A 17,435-nucleotide genomic window follows, 5' to 3' on the forward strand; every position below is an offset into this window, starting at 1 on the left:
CTCCCGCTCTCACACTCACTCTGTTTCCCCGCTACTCCACAAACAACACCAATCCCTTAAGATACTCACCCTCCGGATGGAAGATCGAAACCGGATGGTCAGCCGGTTGTGACAAATGATGCAATACCTTTATCTGGCGTCCGGCCTGTATGGCCGCCGACACAATGGTATCGTAGAAGAGTTGCCGGTCGACAACCTGCGAGCAGGAGAAGGTAAAGATGACACCACCCGGGCGAATCACTTTCATCGCCTCTGCATTCAACCGTTGATAACCACGCACAGCCTGGTGGCGCGCATCGCGATGTTTGGCAAACGCCGGCGGATCCAGTACAATGACATCGTACGCATGATGTTTGTCCGCCAGAAAATCAAACGTGTCGATGGCATAGCAAGCATGCTTCTCCGCATCAAAGCCGTTAAGCTCCAAATTTTTCCGCGTCAACTGAATAGCCTTCTCCGAAGCATCGACGGAGTGCACCACGTGTGCGCCTGCCTCCAGCGCATACACCGAAAAGCCCCCCGTATAACAGAATGTATTTAATACAGTCTTACCGGCGCTGAACTCTCCCAGGAGCCGGCGGTTCTCACGCTGATCTAAAAAGAATCCGGTCTTCTGACCCTCTTCCCAATCAATATAAAATTTCTTCCCGTGCTCGACAACAATATGCGGCACGGCGCTCATACCCGACAGGTACTCGTTATGATGTTCGTCGCGCAGCTTTCCAGGCAACGTGCCATGGCTCTTGTAATACACGGTCTGCAACCCTGAGCCTAGTGCTTTTAGCAGCGCCTCCGCAATGCGGTGGCGATCTTCGTGCATGCCGGCATCGTGCGCCTGAACAATAGCTACACCATCATAATAATCAACGATGAGGCCCGGCAGGCCATCGCCCTCGCCATGTATCAGCCGAAAGGCATTGGTTGCCTCCGTCGGCAGCCCCGCGCTTTTCCGCAGCTGCAACGCCTGGCGGAATTTGTTCTCCCAGAAATGCTCACCCAGCTCATCAGGACCAAACTGTAGCATACGCACCATGATACTGCCCTTCTGATAGTGGCCAAAACCAAGCCGTTTGCTTTTATAGCTCAACACTTCCACCCAACAGCCGTCCGTCAGTGAACCGGTAGATTCTTGTATCGCGCCGGAAAAGATCCAGGGGTGATACCGCTCGATGGAGTGCTCTTTTCCTTTCTTTAAAATGACTGTTCCCGATTGAACCATAGTACTTATTAACCCTCAAAATTAATCGCTATTTCATACGCGTGGCAACCGCCAGAAACTTTCTTCCCGCGCCAGAGAAAGCCAACAGATATTTATCGCCACCGTCTTGCAATCCTACCTTCTTTTTTAACGCCTCTGCTGCTAACGGATAGTTCCGAGTGATAACATTCCCTTTGCCGTCGGGGAAGAAAGGTAACACCTCTTTGGCATCGCTTTTCACAAAAGCCTCCACTTTAAACACGCGTCCCGGAAAATCTTCCACAAGCGTGTCGCTGGTATAAACGTGTGTATTAATCTGTATTTTCGATACGCCATACCGACTGGCTATAAGCTTAAAGGCCCCAGCTTTCAATATTGCCGCATTGGGCTCATACAAGTATGTCGCGGGCGATGTGTCGATCACTTCCGCATGTTGTTCCTCTGGCAAGGTAAAAGGAAAGGTCTCCGTCACGTCGTGCTTCAAATTGACGGCGACGATCGAAGGCACACCCGTGTAATTCTGGCGACAAAAAAATAACAGCTCTTTACACTCATTGTTCACCGCCACAATGTAAACGGTCGTTACAAACGACAACTCTTTCAGTCCCTGTTGTATGTCTAACAGGGGCGACGCCTTTACCAACAAGTCCCTTGACATTTTAAAGATCGGCCCTTGCAATGCCACCACGTTGGGCACACAGTCGCTTAGTTTAAACACCTTCTGCGACCCTGCACGGCGCGATGGATCGATGTAGATAAGGTTGGTAAGCCCCATGCTATTCGCCAGGAATGCTTCGGCCGTTCTGTTATAATAATGGATATTTTTCGCACCTAAGCGTTTGTGATTGTGCCGCGCGATCGCTTGTAGTGACTCATCCGGTTCGACTGCACTCACTACCACAAAGGACCGACTGAGAAAAAATGTATCGATACCAAAACCCTCGGTAAGATCGATGGCCCCTATTGTTCTCACTTCTTCCAGTTGAAGGATGGTCTGTTTGTAGCGCGCCGTCTGTTCGGAAGAAGACTGTTCCAGGTTAATCCCGGGAGGATATACAATGCCCTCCGTCTGATAATATGTCGGCAACTTATCCTTCGCCTTCCTGCGCGCGGCAATCTGTTCAGCCAAGCGCGCCGCCGGCACGCCCTCAATCTCCTTGTGTCTTAATACAAGCTGTCGTTCATCATCGTGCTCATGCGCACGAATAAACTCCTGAACGGCAGGTGTAAGAAGCGAAGTATAATCGTTGCTGTTTGCCATTAGGGAGTAACATGTGCCCGCGCTTTAGCACGACCGTGAAGAATGATATTTCGTACATACACAAAAATGCCCATGCTCTGCGCTATCAACAGCACGGGATCGATTGGTATGCGATAGGCCGCATAGAGAATAATCATGACGGAGGCTACCAGACTAATGATCCAGAAGCCCAACGGTAAAATAGACTGTTTATACTTCTCGGAATAATACCACTGGTATACAAACCGCAGATTCAACAACAATTGACCGATTGCACCTAAGATCAGCAGCGGGTGTGTAAAGTCCGTCTTCGTCATGAGGCTGGTCATCGCCTCCTCCGACACAACCAACACCCATACTAGTGTAAAGATGGGCAGCATGATCAAAAAGAACCTAAGCACAACGGGCATGACCTTCCAGTTATCTTTCAACTGCAGATTGCGGATATAAATGAAATACGATAAGGTCTGGCCAAGAATAATAACCGCGTCGTCGCGAATGATGCCGTATATTAAAAAGAGAAAAGAGCCCAACAAGCTAAGCTGCCAGAAGAGTGTAGGCGATACCACGCGCCCTTGCTTTTCAGAATAGAAAAGCTGCACCAACTGCCTGCACCCGAACAGCGACTGGGCAAAAAAGCCCAACCCGTAAACCCAGTATTGCTCGACAAACTCCATTCAACTAAACTGTTATTCCCTTCACACGGCTTCGAAAAAAAAGCCTGATCGAAAAGGATCAGGCTTCTTCATATTTTCATAGGCTTCTTACGACTGCCCACGCGTTGTTAACATTCTATTTCAGCGTGCGCTTCACTTCGCGTTGCTCGTAGCTTTCAATTACATCGCCTTCCAGGATGTCGTTAAAGCCGTCGATACCAATACCGCAGTCAAAGCCTGAGCGTACCTCGCTGGCATCATCTTTATGACGCTTGAGCGAGTGGAGCTTGCCGGCATAGGTCACAATACCATCGCGGATGAGGCGTATCGGGTTGCTCCGTTTGATCGAACCATCGGTAACCATACAGCCTGCGATCGTACCGATCTTCGAGATCTTGAATACTTCGCGAACCTCTGCGTTGCCCACGATAATTTCTTCAGTTTCGGGCGCCAACATACCTTCCATGGCAGCCTTCACATCGTTGATAGCATCGTAGATGATCGAATAATGACGGATTTCGATTTCTTCGTTCTCTGCCAGGCGTTTGGCCGCTCCCGAAGGACGCACCTGGAACGCGACGATAATGGCATCGGAAGCCGATGCGAGCAATACATCGGATTCGGAGATCTGACCCACACCGCGGTGGATGATCGCCACCTGAATTTCCGGCGTTGACAGTTTCAACAACGAGTCGGAGAGTGCTTCCACAGAACCGTCCACGTCGCCTTTTACGATCACGTTCAGTTGTTTGAAGCTTCCGATCGCGAGACGACGACCGATCTCGTCCAGTGTAATGTGTTTCTTCGTACGAATGCTCTGCTCGCGTAACAGCTGGCTGCGCTTGGCAGCAAGTTCGCGGGCTTCACGGTCAGTTTCCATAACAGAAAACTTCTCACCCGCCTGCGGCGCACCATCGAGACCGAGCAATACCACCGGTGTAGAAGGTCCGGCCGTCGCCACTTTTTTACCCGTGTCATCGAACATTGCTTTTACACGACCGTAGTTTGCACCGGCCAATACAATGTCACCGACTTGCAGCTTACCGGTTTGTACCATCAGGGTCGCTACATAACCACGTCCCTTGTCAAGCGAAGCCTCGATAATAGAACCCGTAGCATGTCTATTAGGGTTTGCCTTCAGGTTCAAAATCTCTGCTTCGAGCAGTACTTTCTCCAGCAGGTCGTCGATACCCTTACCGGATTTCGCCGAGATCTCCTGGCTTTGATATTTACCACCCCACTCTTCCACCAACACGTTGATCTTCGAGAGTCCCTCGCGGATCCTGTCGGGGTTAGCGGTAGGTTTATCAATTTTATTGATCGCGATAACAATAGGTACACCCGCCACCTGTGCGTGGTTGATCGCCTCTTTTGTTTGCGGCATGACATCGTCGTCGGCCGCCACCACAATGATAGCAATGTCTGTCAGCTTGGCACCCCGTGCACGCATCGCAGTAAACGCTTCGTGACCCGGTGTATCGAGGAACGCGATTTTGTTACCGCTCTTGGTCGTTACATCATAGGCACCAATGTGCTGCGTGATACCACCTGCTTCCGAAGCTGTAACCTTAGTATTGCGGATGTAATCCAGCAACGAAGTCTTACCGTGATCGACGTGACCCATGATCGTAACGATCGGCGCACGCGGCTCCAGGTTTTCTTCCGGCTCATTTTCTTGCTCCACTTCCAGCTCTTCTTCCGCAGAAGTAAACTGTACAGCGTAACCAAATTCATCGGTGATAACCGTGATCGCTTCAGCATCCAAACGCTGGTTGATCGACACGAACATACCCAGGCTCAAGCAAGTCGAAATGACTTCGTTCACAGACACGTTCATCATCGACGCCAAATCGTTTGCCGAGATAAACTCGGTCACGCGCAGCGTCTTCGATGCCTCCATGTCTTGCAGCATTTGCTGCTCTTGCGCATCGGAGTTCGCCTGCCGTTTTTCACGACGATACTTCGCGCTGTTGGTTTTCTTATTACCACCGCTCAGCTTGGCCAGCGTAGCGCGGATTTGATCTTGGATTTCTTTTTCCGAAGGCTCTTCTTTCTGAACGCGTGCGGGGTGCGGACCGCGGCCGGCGCCTGCCGCCTGGTGAGGACGTGGACCGCCACCACCTTGTTGATGGGGACGTGGTCCACCACCTTGCTGTGGACGTACACCACCACCCTGGCCTTGTCCCTGACCTTGTTGCTGGCCTGGACCTTTTTCATCGGTCGCAATACGCTTGCGCGGACGTTTGCCCTTGCGATCATCCTTCGTGTCAGACGATGCCACAGGGGCATCTTTCTTCTTATCTACCGGCAGCTCGATCTTATCGACCACTTTCAGGCCTTTCAACCGGTCTGCACGTGCCTTGATAACTTCGGATTCTGGTGCTTGTTGCGGCTCTGGTTGCTTTTCAACAACCGGCGGCACAACCACAGGAGGTGTTGTCTGCACGGGTGTTACTACTACCGGCGGCGCTACTTCTGCTACAGGCACTACTGGTTTTTCAACCTCGACAACTTTCTTCGGCGCCTCTTCTGCCACTGTTTCTTTTACGACAGGCTTCTCTTCCACCTTCGGCGTTTCTACCACCTTTGGCTTCTCAACTTCGGCTACCGGAGGAGTCACAACCTCTTTGACAGGTTCAACGACCGGTTTCTCTTCAGGCTCTTTAGTAGCAGGCTTTTTCTCCAGGTCGATCTTGCCAACCACCTTAATGCCTTCCAGCTTCGGCTTGTCGCTCGTAACCTTTTCCGTTTTCGGCTCTTCTTTGGCTTTCACCTCATTTTTTGAGCCGAGGTTCTTAATCATAATGCGCTCTTCTTCTTCGCTACGCTTCTTAACAGCATCTTTCTCTGCTTGCGCATTATCGACATGCTTCACCCCAATGGAAAGACTGGAAGCTTCAAGCTTGTCGGTGGCCGAAGAGGCAAACTCCTTGGACAAAAGATTGAATTGCTCAGGCGTAAGCTTAGCATTAGGGTTATTCTCGATGGAAAAACCCTTCTTTCCGAGGAAATCCAAAATGGTGTTGTGGCCAACATTAAGCTTCCTCGCTGCCTGACTCAACCTAATCAACTTTTCTTCCGCCATATTCAAATATCCCTGTTTTTTAAAGACTTTAAAATCTAAAGTGGCATTCGGGCGTAATTTAACGCATTGTTCACAGACTACTCCCTACATTCATGAAAAACGCAGGGGCGCTCCGCAGCAACATCATTCAAACTCACGTCTCAGAATGCTTAAAACTCCTTCTACGGTCTCTTCTTCCAGGTCGGTGCGTCTAACCAGCTCGTCTTTTGAGAGTGCCAGTACGCTCTTTGCCGTATCGAGACCAATACGGTTCAGCTCGTCGATTACCCAGCTCTCGATCTCGTCTGAGAACTCGTCCAGGTCAACGTCTTCTTCTACCTGACCTTCCGCCAGTTCGCGGAATACGTCAATTTCATATCCTACCAGTCGGCTTGCCAGCTTGATGTTCAAACCACCCTTACCGATGGCCAGAGAAACCTGGTCGGGCTTCAGGTATACCGACACCCGGCCGTGATCCTTGTCCACCTTGATCGATGAAATCTTCGCGGGGCTCAGTGCCCGCTGGATATACAACTCCAGGTTTTCAGTAAAGTTGATCACGTCGATGTTTTCGTTCTGCAGCTCGCGCACGATCGCGTGAATCCGCGATCCCTTCATACCCACGCAAGCGCCTACAGGATCGATCCGGTCGTCGTAAGACTCTACCGCTACCTTGGCACGCTCGCCTGGCTCGCGTACAACTTTTTTAATGGTGATCAGACCGTCGTAAACTTCCGGAACTTCCTGCTCGAACAAACGCTCCAGGAACACCGGAGAAGTACGCGACAGGATGATTTTCGGATTACCGTTAACCATGTCTACTTTGTGCACAATGGCGCGTACGTTCTCGCCCTTGCGGTAACGGTCTTTCTGAATCTGCTCGCCACGCGGAATCGCGATCTCGTTGCTCTCGGCGTCAGTCAACAGTACCTCTTTGCTCAAAACCTGGTAGACCTCGCCGGCAATGATCTCGCCCACCAGGTCTTTGTACTTTTGGAAAAGGATATCTTTTTCAAGATCCTTCACCTTCTGGATCAGCGTCTGTCGGGCCGTGGTCACAGCGCGACGACCGAAGTCCTCAATGTACACCTGCTCAGAAACTTCTTCACCCACTTCAAAATCGGGTTCGATCTTGTGAGCATCTGAGAGACTTATCTTGTCAAAATCCCAGATGTCTTCCGAGTCGTCTTCGACGATTTCCCGGACACGGTAAATCTCGAGATCGCCCTTGTCCGCATTGATGATGATGTCAAAATTCTCATCCGACTCATATCTCTTACGGATCATGTTCCGGAATACATCTTCCAGGATCCGGATCATGGTGGGCCGGTCGATGTTCTTTTGCTTTGCAAATTCAGCAAACGACTGAATTAATTCATGTGCATCCATGGTTTTGTCTTATTTAAAACTAACTAACACCAAAGCTTTTTCTATTTCGGAAAAGACGATGTCTATGTTCGTTACTACCTTCTTTTTGCCGCTTCCCGTCTCCTCCGCCAGCGTCATCTTCTCGCCCTCGATCGCCACCAGCTTCCCCTCTACGGTCTTGTCGGCCAGCTTCACGCGCAGCGAACGCCCGATATGCTTCGGATACTGACGCTGCAACTTAAGCGGATGATCAACACCAGGTGTCGACACTTCCAGCGTGTAAGCTTCTTCCAGCCAGGACACCTCGTCAAGATCTTGCGCCAGCGCACGGCTGAGTTCAGCACAGGCATCGATACTGATGCCATTGTCGCCGTCCAGAAGCACGAGCACCTTGCGGGGACCGCGTTTGGAAGAAACAATAACATCGACGACAAACTGGTTTGAATCCGTCAACTTCGATGTGGCAATCCGCTTGATCTCTTCCGCTATATCCATTTGAAAAATATTCTATAAACAAAGAGGGGACTAACCGGTCCCCTCCAAAAGAATACTCAGAAACTTTCGCAAAAGTATGATTTTTTACTTTTATAGCAAAATTCTTTGAAAATGATTAAAAACGGGCCTTTTTGAAGAAATACTTTTTTCGAGGCCTGAGGTCTTCCGGAAGGATCAACAGTTAAATAAACAGATTTAGTGCTAAAAAATTCCCGACAGCACCCAAATCAATACACAATTCCGCCACCCAGCTCGCGCGCCAGGTTGATCCGGGCCTGAGCTTCGTATTGCTCGTAGAACTCGACAGTCTTAAAGAGACGGTCCATTTTCAGGAAACGCTCTAATACCTTCCGCCGCCCCGGGCGGTATAACATATCAGGATAAATAGAATACTCCTGCCGCACCGCGATCGCGTAGCCCGAGTAGGTGGGCCCGTCGGTACCGAGGATGCAAAGATCGGCGTCGGTAAAATAATTAATATCGCTTACATCGGCTGCCACATGGCCTTTGGTCGCTACGATCATGTCGGCACAAAGCGCAATACGCTCGGGTGGAAAATTCAACCGGGCCAATCGCTCCCGGGCAAAGTCGGCGCTTTTCTCTTCATTGTCGTGCCGGTACACATCGTAAATATAGTCGTGATACAAAATGGCAAAGAGTACGCTGTCCCAATCGTCTATGCGGTCTTGTACAGGAATCAGCACGCGGTACACTTGTTCCAGGTGCGCCAGCGTGTGGTAGGTACGCCCGCGCGACTGATAATGCCGCATCGCCTCCTGCCAGAGGGCATCCGCCACGGTACGATCACTGCCATAGCGTTGTACTGCGTCCGTAAAGGCCTCTCGTAACGTCATGGGGCGCTAGAGATACGTGGGCAGATTTTTCAAATACGTGCCATAACCACTTTTTTCAAGAGGCTTAGCCAATGCCAGCAAGGCTTCTTTGGTAATATACCCCATGCGATACGCCACCTCCTCGATACAACCGATCTTCAGACCCTGGCGTTGCTCAATGGTCTGTACAAAATTAGAAGCCTGCATAAGCGAATCAAACGTGCCGGTATCCAGCCACGCCGTGCCGCGGCTCATCGGCGCCACCGTCAGCTTGCCGCGCTTGAGATAGGTGTTGTTCACATCGGTGATCTCCAGCTCGCCCCGGGGACTCGGCTTGAGACTCCTGGCAATTTCTACCACATCGTTATCATAAAAATACAAGCCCGGCACCGCATAGTTAGACTTCGGCTGTTTGGGCTTCTCTTCAATCGAAATGGCATTTTTATTGGCGTCAAATTCTACAACGCCATACCGCTCCGGGTCCGTCACATGATACGCGAAGATCACGCCGCCCTGTGGGTCGCGGTGCGACTGCAGCAGGCGCTGCATGCCCGAACCGTAAAAGATATTATCGCCTAAAATAAGGGCTACTGTGTCCTTGCCAATAAAGGACTCGCCAATAATAAAAGCCTGCGCAAGGCCATCCGGCGAAGGCTGCACGGCATACGTGAAGGAACATCCCAACTGCGTACCGTCGCCCAGCAGCTTCTGAAACATAGGCATATCGTGCGGAGTGGAGATGACTAGAATGTCTTGAACCCCGGCCATCATCAGCACTGACAAGGGGTAATAGATCATCGGCTTATCGTACACCGGCATGAGCTGCTTGCTCACTGCCAGGGTGAGCGGATGCAGCCGCGTTCCCGATCCTCCGGCCAGAATAATGCCCTTCATGCGCTTTCTTGGTTTGGTTGCTAAATACGCTTGCCGTACATATCGCTATAGTACTTCAGGTAATCGCCCGAAGTGACATGTTGTAACCATTCCGGATTGTTTAGATACCAGTCAACGGTTTGCTCCAGGCCCTCCTCAAAGGTAACACTGGGTCGCCAACCGGTTTCACTGATGAGCTTCGACGCATCAATAGCATAGCGAAGGTCGTGTCCCGGCCGGTCTGTTACAAAAGCAATCAGCTTTTCCGACGTACCGTCGGCCCGGCCCAGCTTCTTGTCCAGAATACGACAAAGCAGATTTACCAGGTCGATGTTTTTCCACTCGTTGTTGCCGCCAATGTTATACACCTCGCCAACTTTCCCTTTTTTAAAGATTGCCTCGATCGCTCGCGCATGGTCCTCTACAAACAACCAATCGCGAATGTTCTCACCCTTACCATACACCGGCAGCGGTTTACTGTTGAGGATGTTGTGAATCATCAGCGGAATAAGCTTTTCCGGAAAGTGGAACGGGCCATAATTGTTCGAGCAACGGCTGATCAATGTCGGCAGGCCAAAGCTGTGATGATAGGCACTAACGAAGTGATCACTACTGGCCTTGGAGGCCGAATATGGCGACCGGGGATCAAGGGGAGTCTCTTCTGTGAAGAACTCTCCTTGATCGGCCGTTCCATATACCTCATCGGTAGAGATATGGTAAAACCGCCGCCTGCCGGCGGCACCTTTCCAGGCGCCGTGGGCCACCTGCAATAAGTTTAGCGTACCCACAATGTTGGTATGCGCAAACTCCCCGGGGTTGTGCAACGAGCGGTCTACATGCGACTCCGCCGCCAGGTGGATCACGCCTTCAATGGCATGTTCTTTAAAAAGCTCCACCAGGAAAGCATTGTCTAAAATATCGCCTTTAACAAAATGGTAATTCGGTTTTCCTTCGACATCCTTCAGGTTCTCCAGGTTGCCCGCATAAGTCAGCTTATCCAGGTTGATAATAGTTCGCTCCGGATACTTGTTTACAAACAAGCGCACGACATGCGAACCAATAAAGCCGGCCCCACCGGTGATCAGAAGTTTCTGTATAGACATCGCCAGGAATACTATCGAATATATTTCTCGAAATTCTTGTGATCGCGTTGGTACAGCACTTCCTGCGGAAGTGACTTGAAGTACTCATACGTAATCTTCAGACCTTCGGCACGCGACACCTTCGCCTCCCAGCCCAAAATCTCACGGGCTTTGGTAGTGTTCGGCTGGCGTTGCTTCGGATCATCTTGCGGCAGCGGCTTGTATATAACCTTCTGCTTGGTACCGGTCAGCTTCACGATCTCTTCGGCAAACATACCGATAGTGATCTCATCCGGGTTACCGATGTTCACTGGCAGGTTATAGTCGGACATGAGCAGGCGATAGATACCCTCTACCTGGTCGTCTACGTAGCAGAACGAACGCGTCTGGCTACCGTCGCCAAATACTGTCAGATCCTCACCACGGAGTGCCTGGCCAATGAATGCGGGCAATACACGACCGTCATTCAGGCGCATGCGCGGACCATAGGTATTGAAAATACGCACAATGCGCGTATCCACTTTGTGATACGTATGGTACGCCATGGTGATAGCTTCCTGGAAACGCTTTGCCTCGTCGTACACGCCGCGTGGACCGATGGGGTTTACGTTACCATAGTACTCTTCCACCTGCGGGTGAACCAACGGGTCACCGTATACTTCCGACGTAGACGCGATCAGAATCCGGGCCTTCTTCGCGCGGGCAAGGCCCAACAGATTGTGGATCCCCAGAGAGCCTACCTTCAAGGTCTGAATAGGTATCTTTAAATAATCAATCGGGCTGGCCGGTGAAGCAAAGTGAAGAATATATTGCAAGTCGCCGGGCACGTGTACGAACGTAGACACGTCGTGGTTATAGAACTCAAAATCCTCGTGCTTGAAAAGATGCTCGATGTTGCGCAGGTCACCCGTGATCAGGTTGTCCATCGCTACAACACTATAGCCTTCTTTAATAAAGCGGTCGCACAAGTGTGATCCTAAAAATCCAGCGCCGCCGGTAACGAGTACGCGTCCCTTATTTGCCATTGATGACCTCCCTTCCGATGCTGAAATATGCATAGCCCTGATCTTTCATCAAATCAAGGTCGTACAGGTTACGGCCGTCAAAAATGACTTTACCTTTTAAAATAGTATTGAGCTTCTCGAAGTCCGGTGTACGGAACTCAGGCCACTCGGTCGAAATGAAGATCGCGTCAGCGCCTTCAGCGGCATCGTAAGGCGTTTCAAAGTATTGGATCTTATCACCCATAATACGTCTTACGTTTTCGATCGCTTCCGGATCGTGCGCACGAACCGTTACACCTTCTTGAAGCAATGCTTCGATGTTATACAGTGCCGGCGCCTCGCGGATATCGTCGGTGTGCGGTTTGAAAGACAGACCCCAGAACGCAATGCTCTTGCCTTTCAGATGGCCTTTGAAATGCTCTTTTACACGGGCGATGAGACGAGTCTTTTGATCTTCGTTCACATCCATCACCGAACGCAAAATACGGAAGTCATACTGCGCATCTTGCGCCGACTTGGCAAGTGCCTGCACATCTTTCGGGAAACAGCTACCACCGTAACCAATACCCGGAAAGAGAAAACGCTTACCAATACGGCTATCGGTACCAACACCTTTGCGCACGGCGTCAACGTCCGCGCCCACGAGCTCGCACACATTGGCAATCTCATTCATGAACGTAATCTTCGTCGCCAGGAAAGCGTTTGCAGCATACTTCGTCAGCTCGGCCGAACGCTCATCCATAAAGATGATCGGATTGCCTTGACGTACATACGGCGCATACAGTGTCTCCATGATCTTCCGCGCACGAGGCGACGTTGTACCGATCACCACGCGGTCGGGCTTCATGAAGTCTTCTACCGCCACACCTTCACGCAAGAACTCAGGATTTGATACCACATCGAAATCGACCTTTGCATGAGCCGCGATCTTCGCGTGCACCTTGTCGGCCGTACCAACAGGCACTGTGCTCTTGTCGACAATCACAGTATAATCGGACAGCAACGGTCCTAAATCATCTGCTACCTTCAGAATATACTTCAGGTCAGCAGAACCATCCTCGCCCGGAGGCGTAGGGAGCGCCAGGAAAATGATCTTCGCATCTTTGATGCCTTCCGCCAGATCGGTGGTGAAAGACAATCTTTCCTGCTTAATGTTTCTCTCAAAGAGTTGTTCCAGGCCCGGCTCGTAGATGGTAATGGTACCATTCTGAAGCTTTTTAACCTTCTCTTTGTCGATGTCCACACACGTCACCGTGTTCCCGGTTTCAGCAAAACAAGTTCCGGTTACGAGACCAACGTAACCAGTGCCAACTACAGCTATTTTCATTGATTATGGGTTTTACAATCTGCGAAAATATAACTTTTAGACGGATTTAGTCATTTACTAAGACTTTCCGGCACCGCAAATTCTTTGTACCTTATTTTCACAACCTAACATTCGTTTGCTAATTCCCTTCTTCTTCTTACCTTAGTCCTCTTAACCCTCAAAAACGACATTGTTATGGATGTGCTTACAGAGAACCATCGGTTGTTAGATTTTAGCGAATCTGAAAATCAAAAAATGATCGCGCAGATGGCACGCGACTTCGCCCAACGTGAGATCGTACCTCACATCATGACCTGGGACGAAAGCCAGGAGTTTCCCATCGACATCTTTCGTAAAATGGGCGCCCTGGGGCTCATGGGCGTGCTCGTGCCGGAAGAATACGGCGGAGCCGGACTAACCTACACGGAATACATCACCGCCATTATTGAGATCGCCAGCATAGATGGCTCGATAGGCCTGTCACTGGCGGCACACAATTCCTTATGTACAAACCACATTTTGCAATTCGGCAACGAAGAGCAAAAACGCAAATACCTGCCCCAGCTTGCCTCGGGCGAGTGGATCGGTGCGTGGGGCCTGACCGAACCCAACACGGGCTCTGACGCCGGCAACATGCGCACGACCGCCGTGCGCGACGGCGACTACTACGTCCTGAACGGCGCCAAAAACTTTATTACCCACGGCCGCACGGGCAATGTTGCCGTGGTGATCGTGCGCACTGGCGACGTAGGCGATGCACACGGCATGAGCGCCTTCATACTCGAGAAAGGTACGCCCGGTTTTACATCAGGCAAAAAAGAAAACAAATTGGGCATGCGTGCCTCGGAAACAGCCGAGCTCATCTTCACAGACTGCCGTATACACAAGTCCCAGATGCTGGGAAAGGAAGGTGACGGCTTTGTGCAGTCACTTAAAATTCTCGACGGCGGCCGTATTTCCATTGCTGCATTGGGCGTCGGCATTGCCACAGGCGCATTTAAAGCGGCGCTGAAATATTCGCAGGAGCGTAAACAGTTCGATCAGCCAATCTCCAGCTTCCAGGGCATTTCCTTTAAACTGGCCGACATGGCCACAAAAGTAGAAGCGGCGCGCCTGCTCACTTTCCGCGCCGGCGACCTGAAGAACAACCACAAGCCAGTGACCAAAGAATCGGCCATGGCGAAGCTATATTCGTCGGAAATCGCGGTAGAGGTTGCCAACGACGCCGTGCAGATCTTTGGCGGGTATGGCTACATCAAAGACTTCCCAGTGGAGAAATTCTACCGCGACGCCAAGCTGTGCACCATCGGCGAAGGAACATCTGAAATTCAAAAACTGGTCATTTCGCGGGCACTTTTGAAGTAACGCTTGGATAGTCAGTGTGTTTCACCTATATTTGCAGCCCTAAATAAGGAATATGCTTATTATCAACGTAAAAGAAAACGAGTCAATCGACAAGGCACTGAAGCGCTTCAAGAAGAAATTTGAGAAAACAGGCGTTTTGAAAGAACTGCGTGCCCGCACATCTTTTGAGAAACCCTCTGTTCGTCGCCGGAATCAAATCATCCGTGCTGCATACAGAGAACAGCAACGACTGCTGGAAACTAACGGTTAATTCCGCTTCTAGAGCTCTTACCGGGATTCTGTGGATAATTAGTTGTCCACAAAGTATCCCCATTGCATAAACATTCCCCATAGGCCCGTGCTTATGGGGATTATTTTTTTTACATTGCTTCTACACCGGCAAGTAGCGAGACTTGGTGAGGCAGCATGGTACAATCCTTTCTTACATATCTTCAATCCGAGAAAAGGCTCAGTGCTAACACAATCCTGGCGTATGAAAGCGACCTCGCTCAATTCTTAGGATTTCTCGAAACAACCTTTCCCGGTACAGCCGCCGAAAATGCAGACTACAATGAGCTTCGCTACTGGATTGTCCAGCTGGTGGAAGATGGCCTCGGCGCTACATCCGTCAACCGCAAGATTGCATGCCTCCGCTCATTCTACAAATTCCTCATGCGCCGCGAGGTCATCAAAAAAGATCCTACCGTCAAGATCAAGCCACTGAAGACACCCAAACGTATTCCCTCGTTTGTGAAAGAAGCCGACATGGTGCGCGTGCTCGACAACAAGGTATTTGAAGATACACTAGACGGTCAGCGCACAAAGCTTATCCTCGAGCTTTTCTACGGTACAGGTATGCGTTTGTCCGAATTACTCAACCTGCGCGAAAATCAAATCGACCTGATAAACAGGACTGTAAAAGTCCTGGGAAAAAGAAACAAGGAAAGAATCATCCCATTTTCGCAGAACCTCGTTTCAATAATAGAAGACTATAAGAACGTGAGAAACCGGGAAGTTGAAAATAGCGGACACGGCCTGTTACTCGTAACAGATTCTGGCGAGCCCTGTTACCCAATGATGATCTATCGCATTGTGAAGACACATCTGCAAATCTCTACAGCCGAACGAAAAAGCCCGCACGTGTTGCGTCACACCTATGCCACCCACCTGTTAAACAAGGGCGCTGAAATAAACGCCGTAAAGGATCTGCTCGGCCACAGTAGCCTCGCAGCAACACAGGTATATACTCACAATTCCATCGAGAAGCTTAAGAAGGCATTCGACCTGGCGCACCCTAAGGCGTAAGGCCGCATCCCACCATCATTATACTCTACTCTGTATGACTATAACCACCCACGCATGACAGCATAATTACTTACCGAAAGCTCCGGACTTTCAAAAAACCGGCATAATTCTATTGTTCACTTTAAAATTCAACAATTATGAAGTTACAAGTTCATTCCATCCATTTCGACGCTGATCGCAAGCTGATCAACTTCATCCAGAAAAAGCTCGACAAGCTCGATACATTTTATGATCGCCTGGTGGATGGTGAGGTGTTCCTCCGACTGAATAATGAAGGTGCTGAGAACAAAACAGTAGAGATCAAGCTGCGTGTACCCGGTAATATGCTCTTCGCCACAGAAAAGGCAAAATCATTTGAAGCCGCTGCCGGATTAGCCGCAGACGCCCTGCGCATGCAGCTCGATAAGTTCAAAACACGCGTTCGAAACAATAAAGTCTCATAATAGACAATGCGGCGCAGCACCTCGAAGCGTTGCCAATAGAAAAAGAAAGAGCCTCTCACAAACATGAGAGGCTCTTTCTTTTTGCGCGCAAACGCAAATATTATTTCTTTGGTGCAGGCGTTGTTGTAGCAGGCGCAGTAGTAGTCGCCGGCTTCGGCGTTACACCCATTTTCTTCAACACCAGGTCAGAGATATCCATCTTCTCGTCACCATACAGAATCACGTCCAGGCCGCCGATCTGCTGGTTCAGAATGAACGAAAAGCCATTCTCCTTTGCAGTCTCTTCGATGTTCTTGCCTACCTTCTTGTAAATAGGATCCATCAGCTGGGTCTGTTTATTTTGAATAGTAGTTTGAGCATCCTGTTGGAACTTCTCAATGTTTTGTTGCAGCTGTTGCAGTTCGCGCTCTGTGTTTACACGCACAGGCTCCAGCATGGTATTGATATTGGCTTGGTAGTCGGCCAGTTTCTTTTGAAACTCCTGTACCTTGGTATCACTTTGATTTTTGAGCTGTGTCTGCAGCGACTTCAGTTCGGCATCGACCTGCTTGGACTCCGGCATTTGGGCAAATATGTAGTCTACATCTGCATAGCCGACCTTCACAGGAGCCTGTGCATGAGCGACAGCAGCTGTCATTCCCAGCACCACAAGTAAAACGAGTTTTCTCATTACGGTATTCAATTTTTAGTTTTTAATCTCATCATTCGGGTCACCTAACCCAAGCTCATCCAATACGAAGTCGGTATAGTCGTACCGCGGGTCGGTGTAGATCATCGTCAGCTCGCCCGCCTTGTCAAAGACAATATGCAGGTTCTTTTGCTTGGCGACTTTGTCTACCGCATCCCACACCTTGTCCTGGATTGGCTTCGTCAACTCCTGTTTTTTCAGGAAGAACAAGCCGCCAAATCCAAACACCTTCTTCTGGTAGTCCTTTAGCTCAACTTCTTTCTTGTGAATTTCATCTGTCCGCTCCTTCCGCATAGCGTCCGTCAGCAGCACTTGCTCCGCCTGAAGAGCGCTGTACATGGCCTGGATCTTTTTGTCCATGTCTGCGATCTCCTTTTCCCAGGCGACCGATAACTGGCTGATCTCATCCTGAGCCTTTTTATAATCAGGCATTTTCTCCAGGATGTAGTTCGTGTCAATGTATCCGAACCTCTGAGCGTTGACAAAATTCAGGCCGAAAATGAGAAAAAATATCGTAATAATATAGACCCGCATAA

General features: G+C 50.1%; 17 protein-coding genes. 4 read left to right on the forward strand and 13 right to left on the reverse strand.

All coding sequences use genetic code 11. The features are described 5' to 3' along the window. Positions 1 to 31: 31 nt before the first annotated feature. From KK062_RS01580 to KK062_RS01630, 11 genes are all read right to left on the reverse strand, one after another. Positions 32 to 1,219 (reverse strand): class I SAM-dependent rRNA methyltransferase, encoded by a 1,188-nt coding sequence (locus tag KK062_RS01580; RefSeq protein WP_254082475.1) that lies wholly within the window; start codon positions 1,217 to 1,219, stop codon positions 32 to 34. A 28-nt stretch (positions 1,220 to 1,247) separates the two neighbouring features. After that, positions 1,248 to 2,459 (reverse strand): THUMP-like domain-containing protein, encoded by a 1,212-nt coding sequence (locus KK062_RS01585; protein ID WP_254082476.1) that lies wholly within the window; start codon positions 2,457 to 2,459, stop codon positions 1,248 to 1,250. Further along, on the reverse strand, positions 2,459 to 3,115 hold the full coding sequence (locus KK062_RS01590) for a lipid-A-disaccharide synthase N-terminal domain-containing protein (protein ID WP_254082477.1): 657 nt from the start codon (positions 3,113 to 3,115) through the stop codon (positions 2,459 to 2,461). Before KK062_RS01590 ends, KK062_RS01585 begins: the two co-directional genes overlap by 1 nt. A 115-nt stretch (positions 3,116 to 3,230) precedes the next feature. Then, positions 3,231 to 6,179: a translation initiation factor IF-2 gene (gene infB / locus KK062_RS01595; protein WP_254082478.1), complete on the reverse strand. Its 2,949-nt coding sequence runs from the start codon at positions 6,177 to 6,179 to the stop codon at positions 3,231 to 3,233. Positions 6,180 to 6,302: 123 nt separating this feature from the next. Beyond that, entirely contained in the window at positions 6,303 to 7,547 is a 1,245-nt protein-coding gene (gene nusA / locus KK062_RS01600; protein WP_254082479.1) for a transcription termination factor NusA, read from the reverse strand. Between the two features lie 9 nt (positions 7,548 to 7,556). Continuing rightward, a complete protein-coding gene (gene rimP / locus KK062_RS01605) occupies positions 7,557 to 8,021 on the reverse strand; it encodes a ribosome maturation factor RimP (RefSeq protein WP_254082480.1) in 465 nt (154 codons plus the stop codon). A gap of 227 nt (positions 8,022 to 8,248) precedes the next feature. Beyond that, positions 8,249 to 8,875 (reverse strand): HD domain-containing protein, encoded by a 627-nt coding sequence (locus KK062_RS01610; RefSeq protein WP_254082481.1) that lies wholly within the window; start codon positions 8,873 to 8,875, stop codon positions 8,249 to 8,251. 6 nt (positions 8,876 to 8,881) lie between these two features. Beyond that, the gene (gene rfbA, locus KK062_RS01615) at positions 8,882 to 9,748 is read right to left on the reverse strand and encodes a glucose-1-phosphate thymidylyltransferase RfbA (RefSeq protein ID WP_254082482.1); all 867 of its coding nucleotides are present in this window, start codon (positions 9,746 to 9,748) and stop codon (positions 8,882 to 8,884) included. A 20-nt stretch (positions 9,749 to 9,768) separates the two neighbouring features. Next, complete coding sequence (rfbB, locus tag KK062_RS01620; protein WP_254082483.1) at positions 9,769 to 10,830, reverse strand: dTDP-glucose 4,6-dehydratase; 1,062 nt, start codon at positions 10,828 to 10,830, stop codon at positions 9,769 to 9,771. Between the two features lie 11 nt (positions 10,831 to 10,841). Beyond that, a complete protein-coding gene (locus KK062_RS01625) occupies positions 10,842 to 11,834 on the reverse strand; it encodes a UDP-glucuronic acid decarboxylase family protein (protein WP_254082484.1) in 993 nt (330 codons plus the stop codon). Next, complete coding sequence (locus KK062_RS01630; protein ID WP_254082485.1) at positions 11,824 to 13,140, reverse strand: UDP-glucose dehydrogenase family protein; 1,317 nt, start codon at positions 13,138 to 13,140, stop codon at positions 11,824 to 11,826. The genes KK062_RS01625 and KK062_RS01630 overlap by 11 nt, the downstream gene beginning before the upstream one ends. Before the next feature lie 174 nt (positions 13,141 to 13,314). Between KK062_RS01630 and KK062_RS01635 the strand changes: the two genes are divergently transcribed. The 4 genes from KK062_RS01635 (at position 13,315) to hpf (ending at position 16,211) form a co-directional block, all read left to right on the forward strand. Continuing rightward, positions 13,315 to 14,484: an acyl-CoA dehydrogenase gene (locus KK062_RS01635; protein ID WP_254082486.1), complete on the forward strand. Its 1,170-nt coding sequence runs from the start codon at positions 13,315 to 13,317 to the stop codon at positions 14,482 to 14,484. Positions 14,485 to 14,536: 52 nt separating this feature from the next. Further along, a complete protein-coding gene (gene rpsU, locus KK062_RS01640; protein ID WP_254082487.1) occupies positions 14,537 to 14,734 on the forward strand; it encodes a 30S ribosomal protein S21 in 198 nt (65 codons plus the stop codon). 155 nt (positions 14,735 to 14,889) lie between these two features. Next, positions 14,890 to 15,768, forward strand: coding sequence for a phage lytic cycle repressor MrpR family protein (locus KK062_RS01645; protein WP_254082488.1), 879 nt, complete (start codon positions 14,890 to 14,892; stop codon positions 15,766 to 15,768). A gap of 137 nt (positions 15,769 to 15,905) precedes the next feature. Continuing rightward, a complete protein-coding gene (hpf, locus tag KK062_RS01650) occupies positions 15,906 to 16,211 on the forward strand; it encodes a ribosome hibernation-promoting factor, HPF/YfiA family (protein ID WP_254082489.1) in 306 nt (101 codons plus the stop codon). Positions 16,212 to 16,311: 100 nt separating this feature from the next. Here the strand turns inward: hpf and KK062_RS01655 are convergent, their stop codons facing one another. Further along, positions 16,312 to 16,881, reverse strand: coding sequence for an OmpH/Skp family outer membrane protein (locus KK062_RS01655; RefSeq protein WP_254082490.1), 570 nt, complete (start codon positions 16,879 to 16,881; stop codon positions 16,312 to 16,314). A 15-nt stretch (positions 16,882 to 16,896) separates the two neighbouring features. Further along, positions 16,897 to 17,433, reverse strand: a complete 537-nt coding sequence (locus KK062_RS01660) for an OmpH/Skp family outer membrane protein (protein ID WP_254082491.1) — start codon at positions 17,431 to 17,433, stop codon at positions 16,897 to 16,899. Between the last annotated feature and the right edge of the window lie 2 nt (positions 17,434 to 17,435).

This window comes from Dawidia cretensis (genome assembly GCF_018598175.1).
In the GTDB taxonomy this organism is placed as follows: domain Bacteria; phylum Bacteroidota; class Bacteroidia; order Cytophagales; family Cyclobacteriaceae; genus Ohtaekwangia; species Ohtaekwangia cretensis.

What these genes read in the sequence shown, in the direction of transcription:
- infB (WP_254082478.1), bottom strand. Translation starts at nt 6,179, where the DNA reads ATGGCGGAAGAAAAGTTGATTAGGTTGAGTCAGGCAGCGAGGAAGCTT.
- KK062_RS01610 (WP_254082481.1), bottom strand. Translation starts at nt 8,875, where the DNA reads ATGACGTTACGAGAGGCCTTTACGGACGCAGTACAACGCTATGGCAGT.
- KK062_RS01580 (WP_254082475.1), bottom strand. Translation starts at nt 1,219, where the DNA reads ATGGTTCAATCGGGAACAGTCATTTTAAAGAAAGGAAAAGAGCACTCC.
- rfbA (WP_254082482.1), bottom strand. Translation starts at nt 9,748, where the DNA reads ATGAAGGGCATTATTCTGGCCGGAGGATCGGGAACGCGGCTGCATCCG.
- KK062_RS01660 (WP_254082491.1), bottom strand. Translation starts at nt 17,433, where the DNA reads ATGCGGGTCTATATTATTACGATATTTTTTCTCATTTTCGGCCTGAAT.
- KK062_RS01625 (WP_254082484.1), bottom strand. Translation starts at nt 11,834, where the DNA reads ATGGCAAATAAGGGACGCGTACTCGTTACCGGCGGCGCTGGATTTTTA.
- rfbB (WP_254082483.1), bottom strand. Translation starts at nt 10,830, where the DNA reads ATGTCTATACAGAAACTTCTGATCACCGGTGGGGCCGGCTTTATTGGT.
- KK062_RS01635 (WP_254082486.1), top strand. Translation starts at nt 13,315, where the DNA reads ATGGATGTGCTTACAGAGAACCATCGGTTGTTAGATTTTAGCGAATCT.
- KK062_RS01630 (WP_254082485.1), bottom strand. Translation starts at nt 13,140, where the DNA reads ATGAAAATAGCTGTAGTTGGCACTGGTTACGTTGGTCTCGTAACCGGA.
- hpf (WP_254082489.1), top strand. Translation starts at nt 15,906, where the DNA reads ATGAAGTTACAAGTTCATTCCATCCATTTCGACGCTGATCGCAAGCTG.
- KK062_RS01645 (WP_254082488.1), top strand. Translation starts at nt 14,890, where the DNA reads ATGGTACAATCCTTTCTTACATATCTTCAATCCGAGAAAAGGCTCAGT.
- nusA (WP_254082479.1), bottom strand. Translation starts at nt 7,547, where the DNA reads ATGGATGCACATGAATTAATTCAGTCGTTTGCTGAATTTGCAAAGCAA.
- rpsU (WP_254082487.1), top strand. Translation starts at nt 14,537, where the DNA reads ATGCTTATTATCAACGTAAAAGAAAACGAGTCAATCGACAAGGCACTG.
- KK062_RS01590 (WP_254082477.1), bottom strand. Translation starts at nt 3,115, where the DNA reads ATGGAGTTTGTCGAGCAATACTGGGTTTACGGGTTGGGCTTTTTTGCC.
- KK062_RS01585 (WP_254082476.1), bottom strand. Translation starts at nt 2,459, where the DNA reads ATGGCAAACAGCAACGATTATACTTCGCTTCTTACACCTGCCGTTCAG.
- rimP (WP_254082480.1), bottom strand. Translation starts at nt 8,021, where the DNA reads ATGGATATAGCGGAAGAGATCAAGCGGATTGCCACATCGAAGTTGACG.
- KK062_RS01655 (WP_254082490.1), bottom strand. Translation starts at nt 16,881, where the DNA reads ATGAGAAAACTCGTTTTACTTGTGGTGCTGGGAATGACAGCTGCTGTC.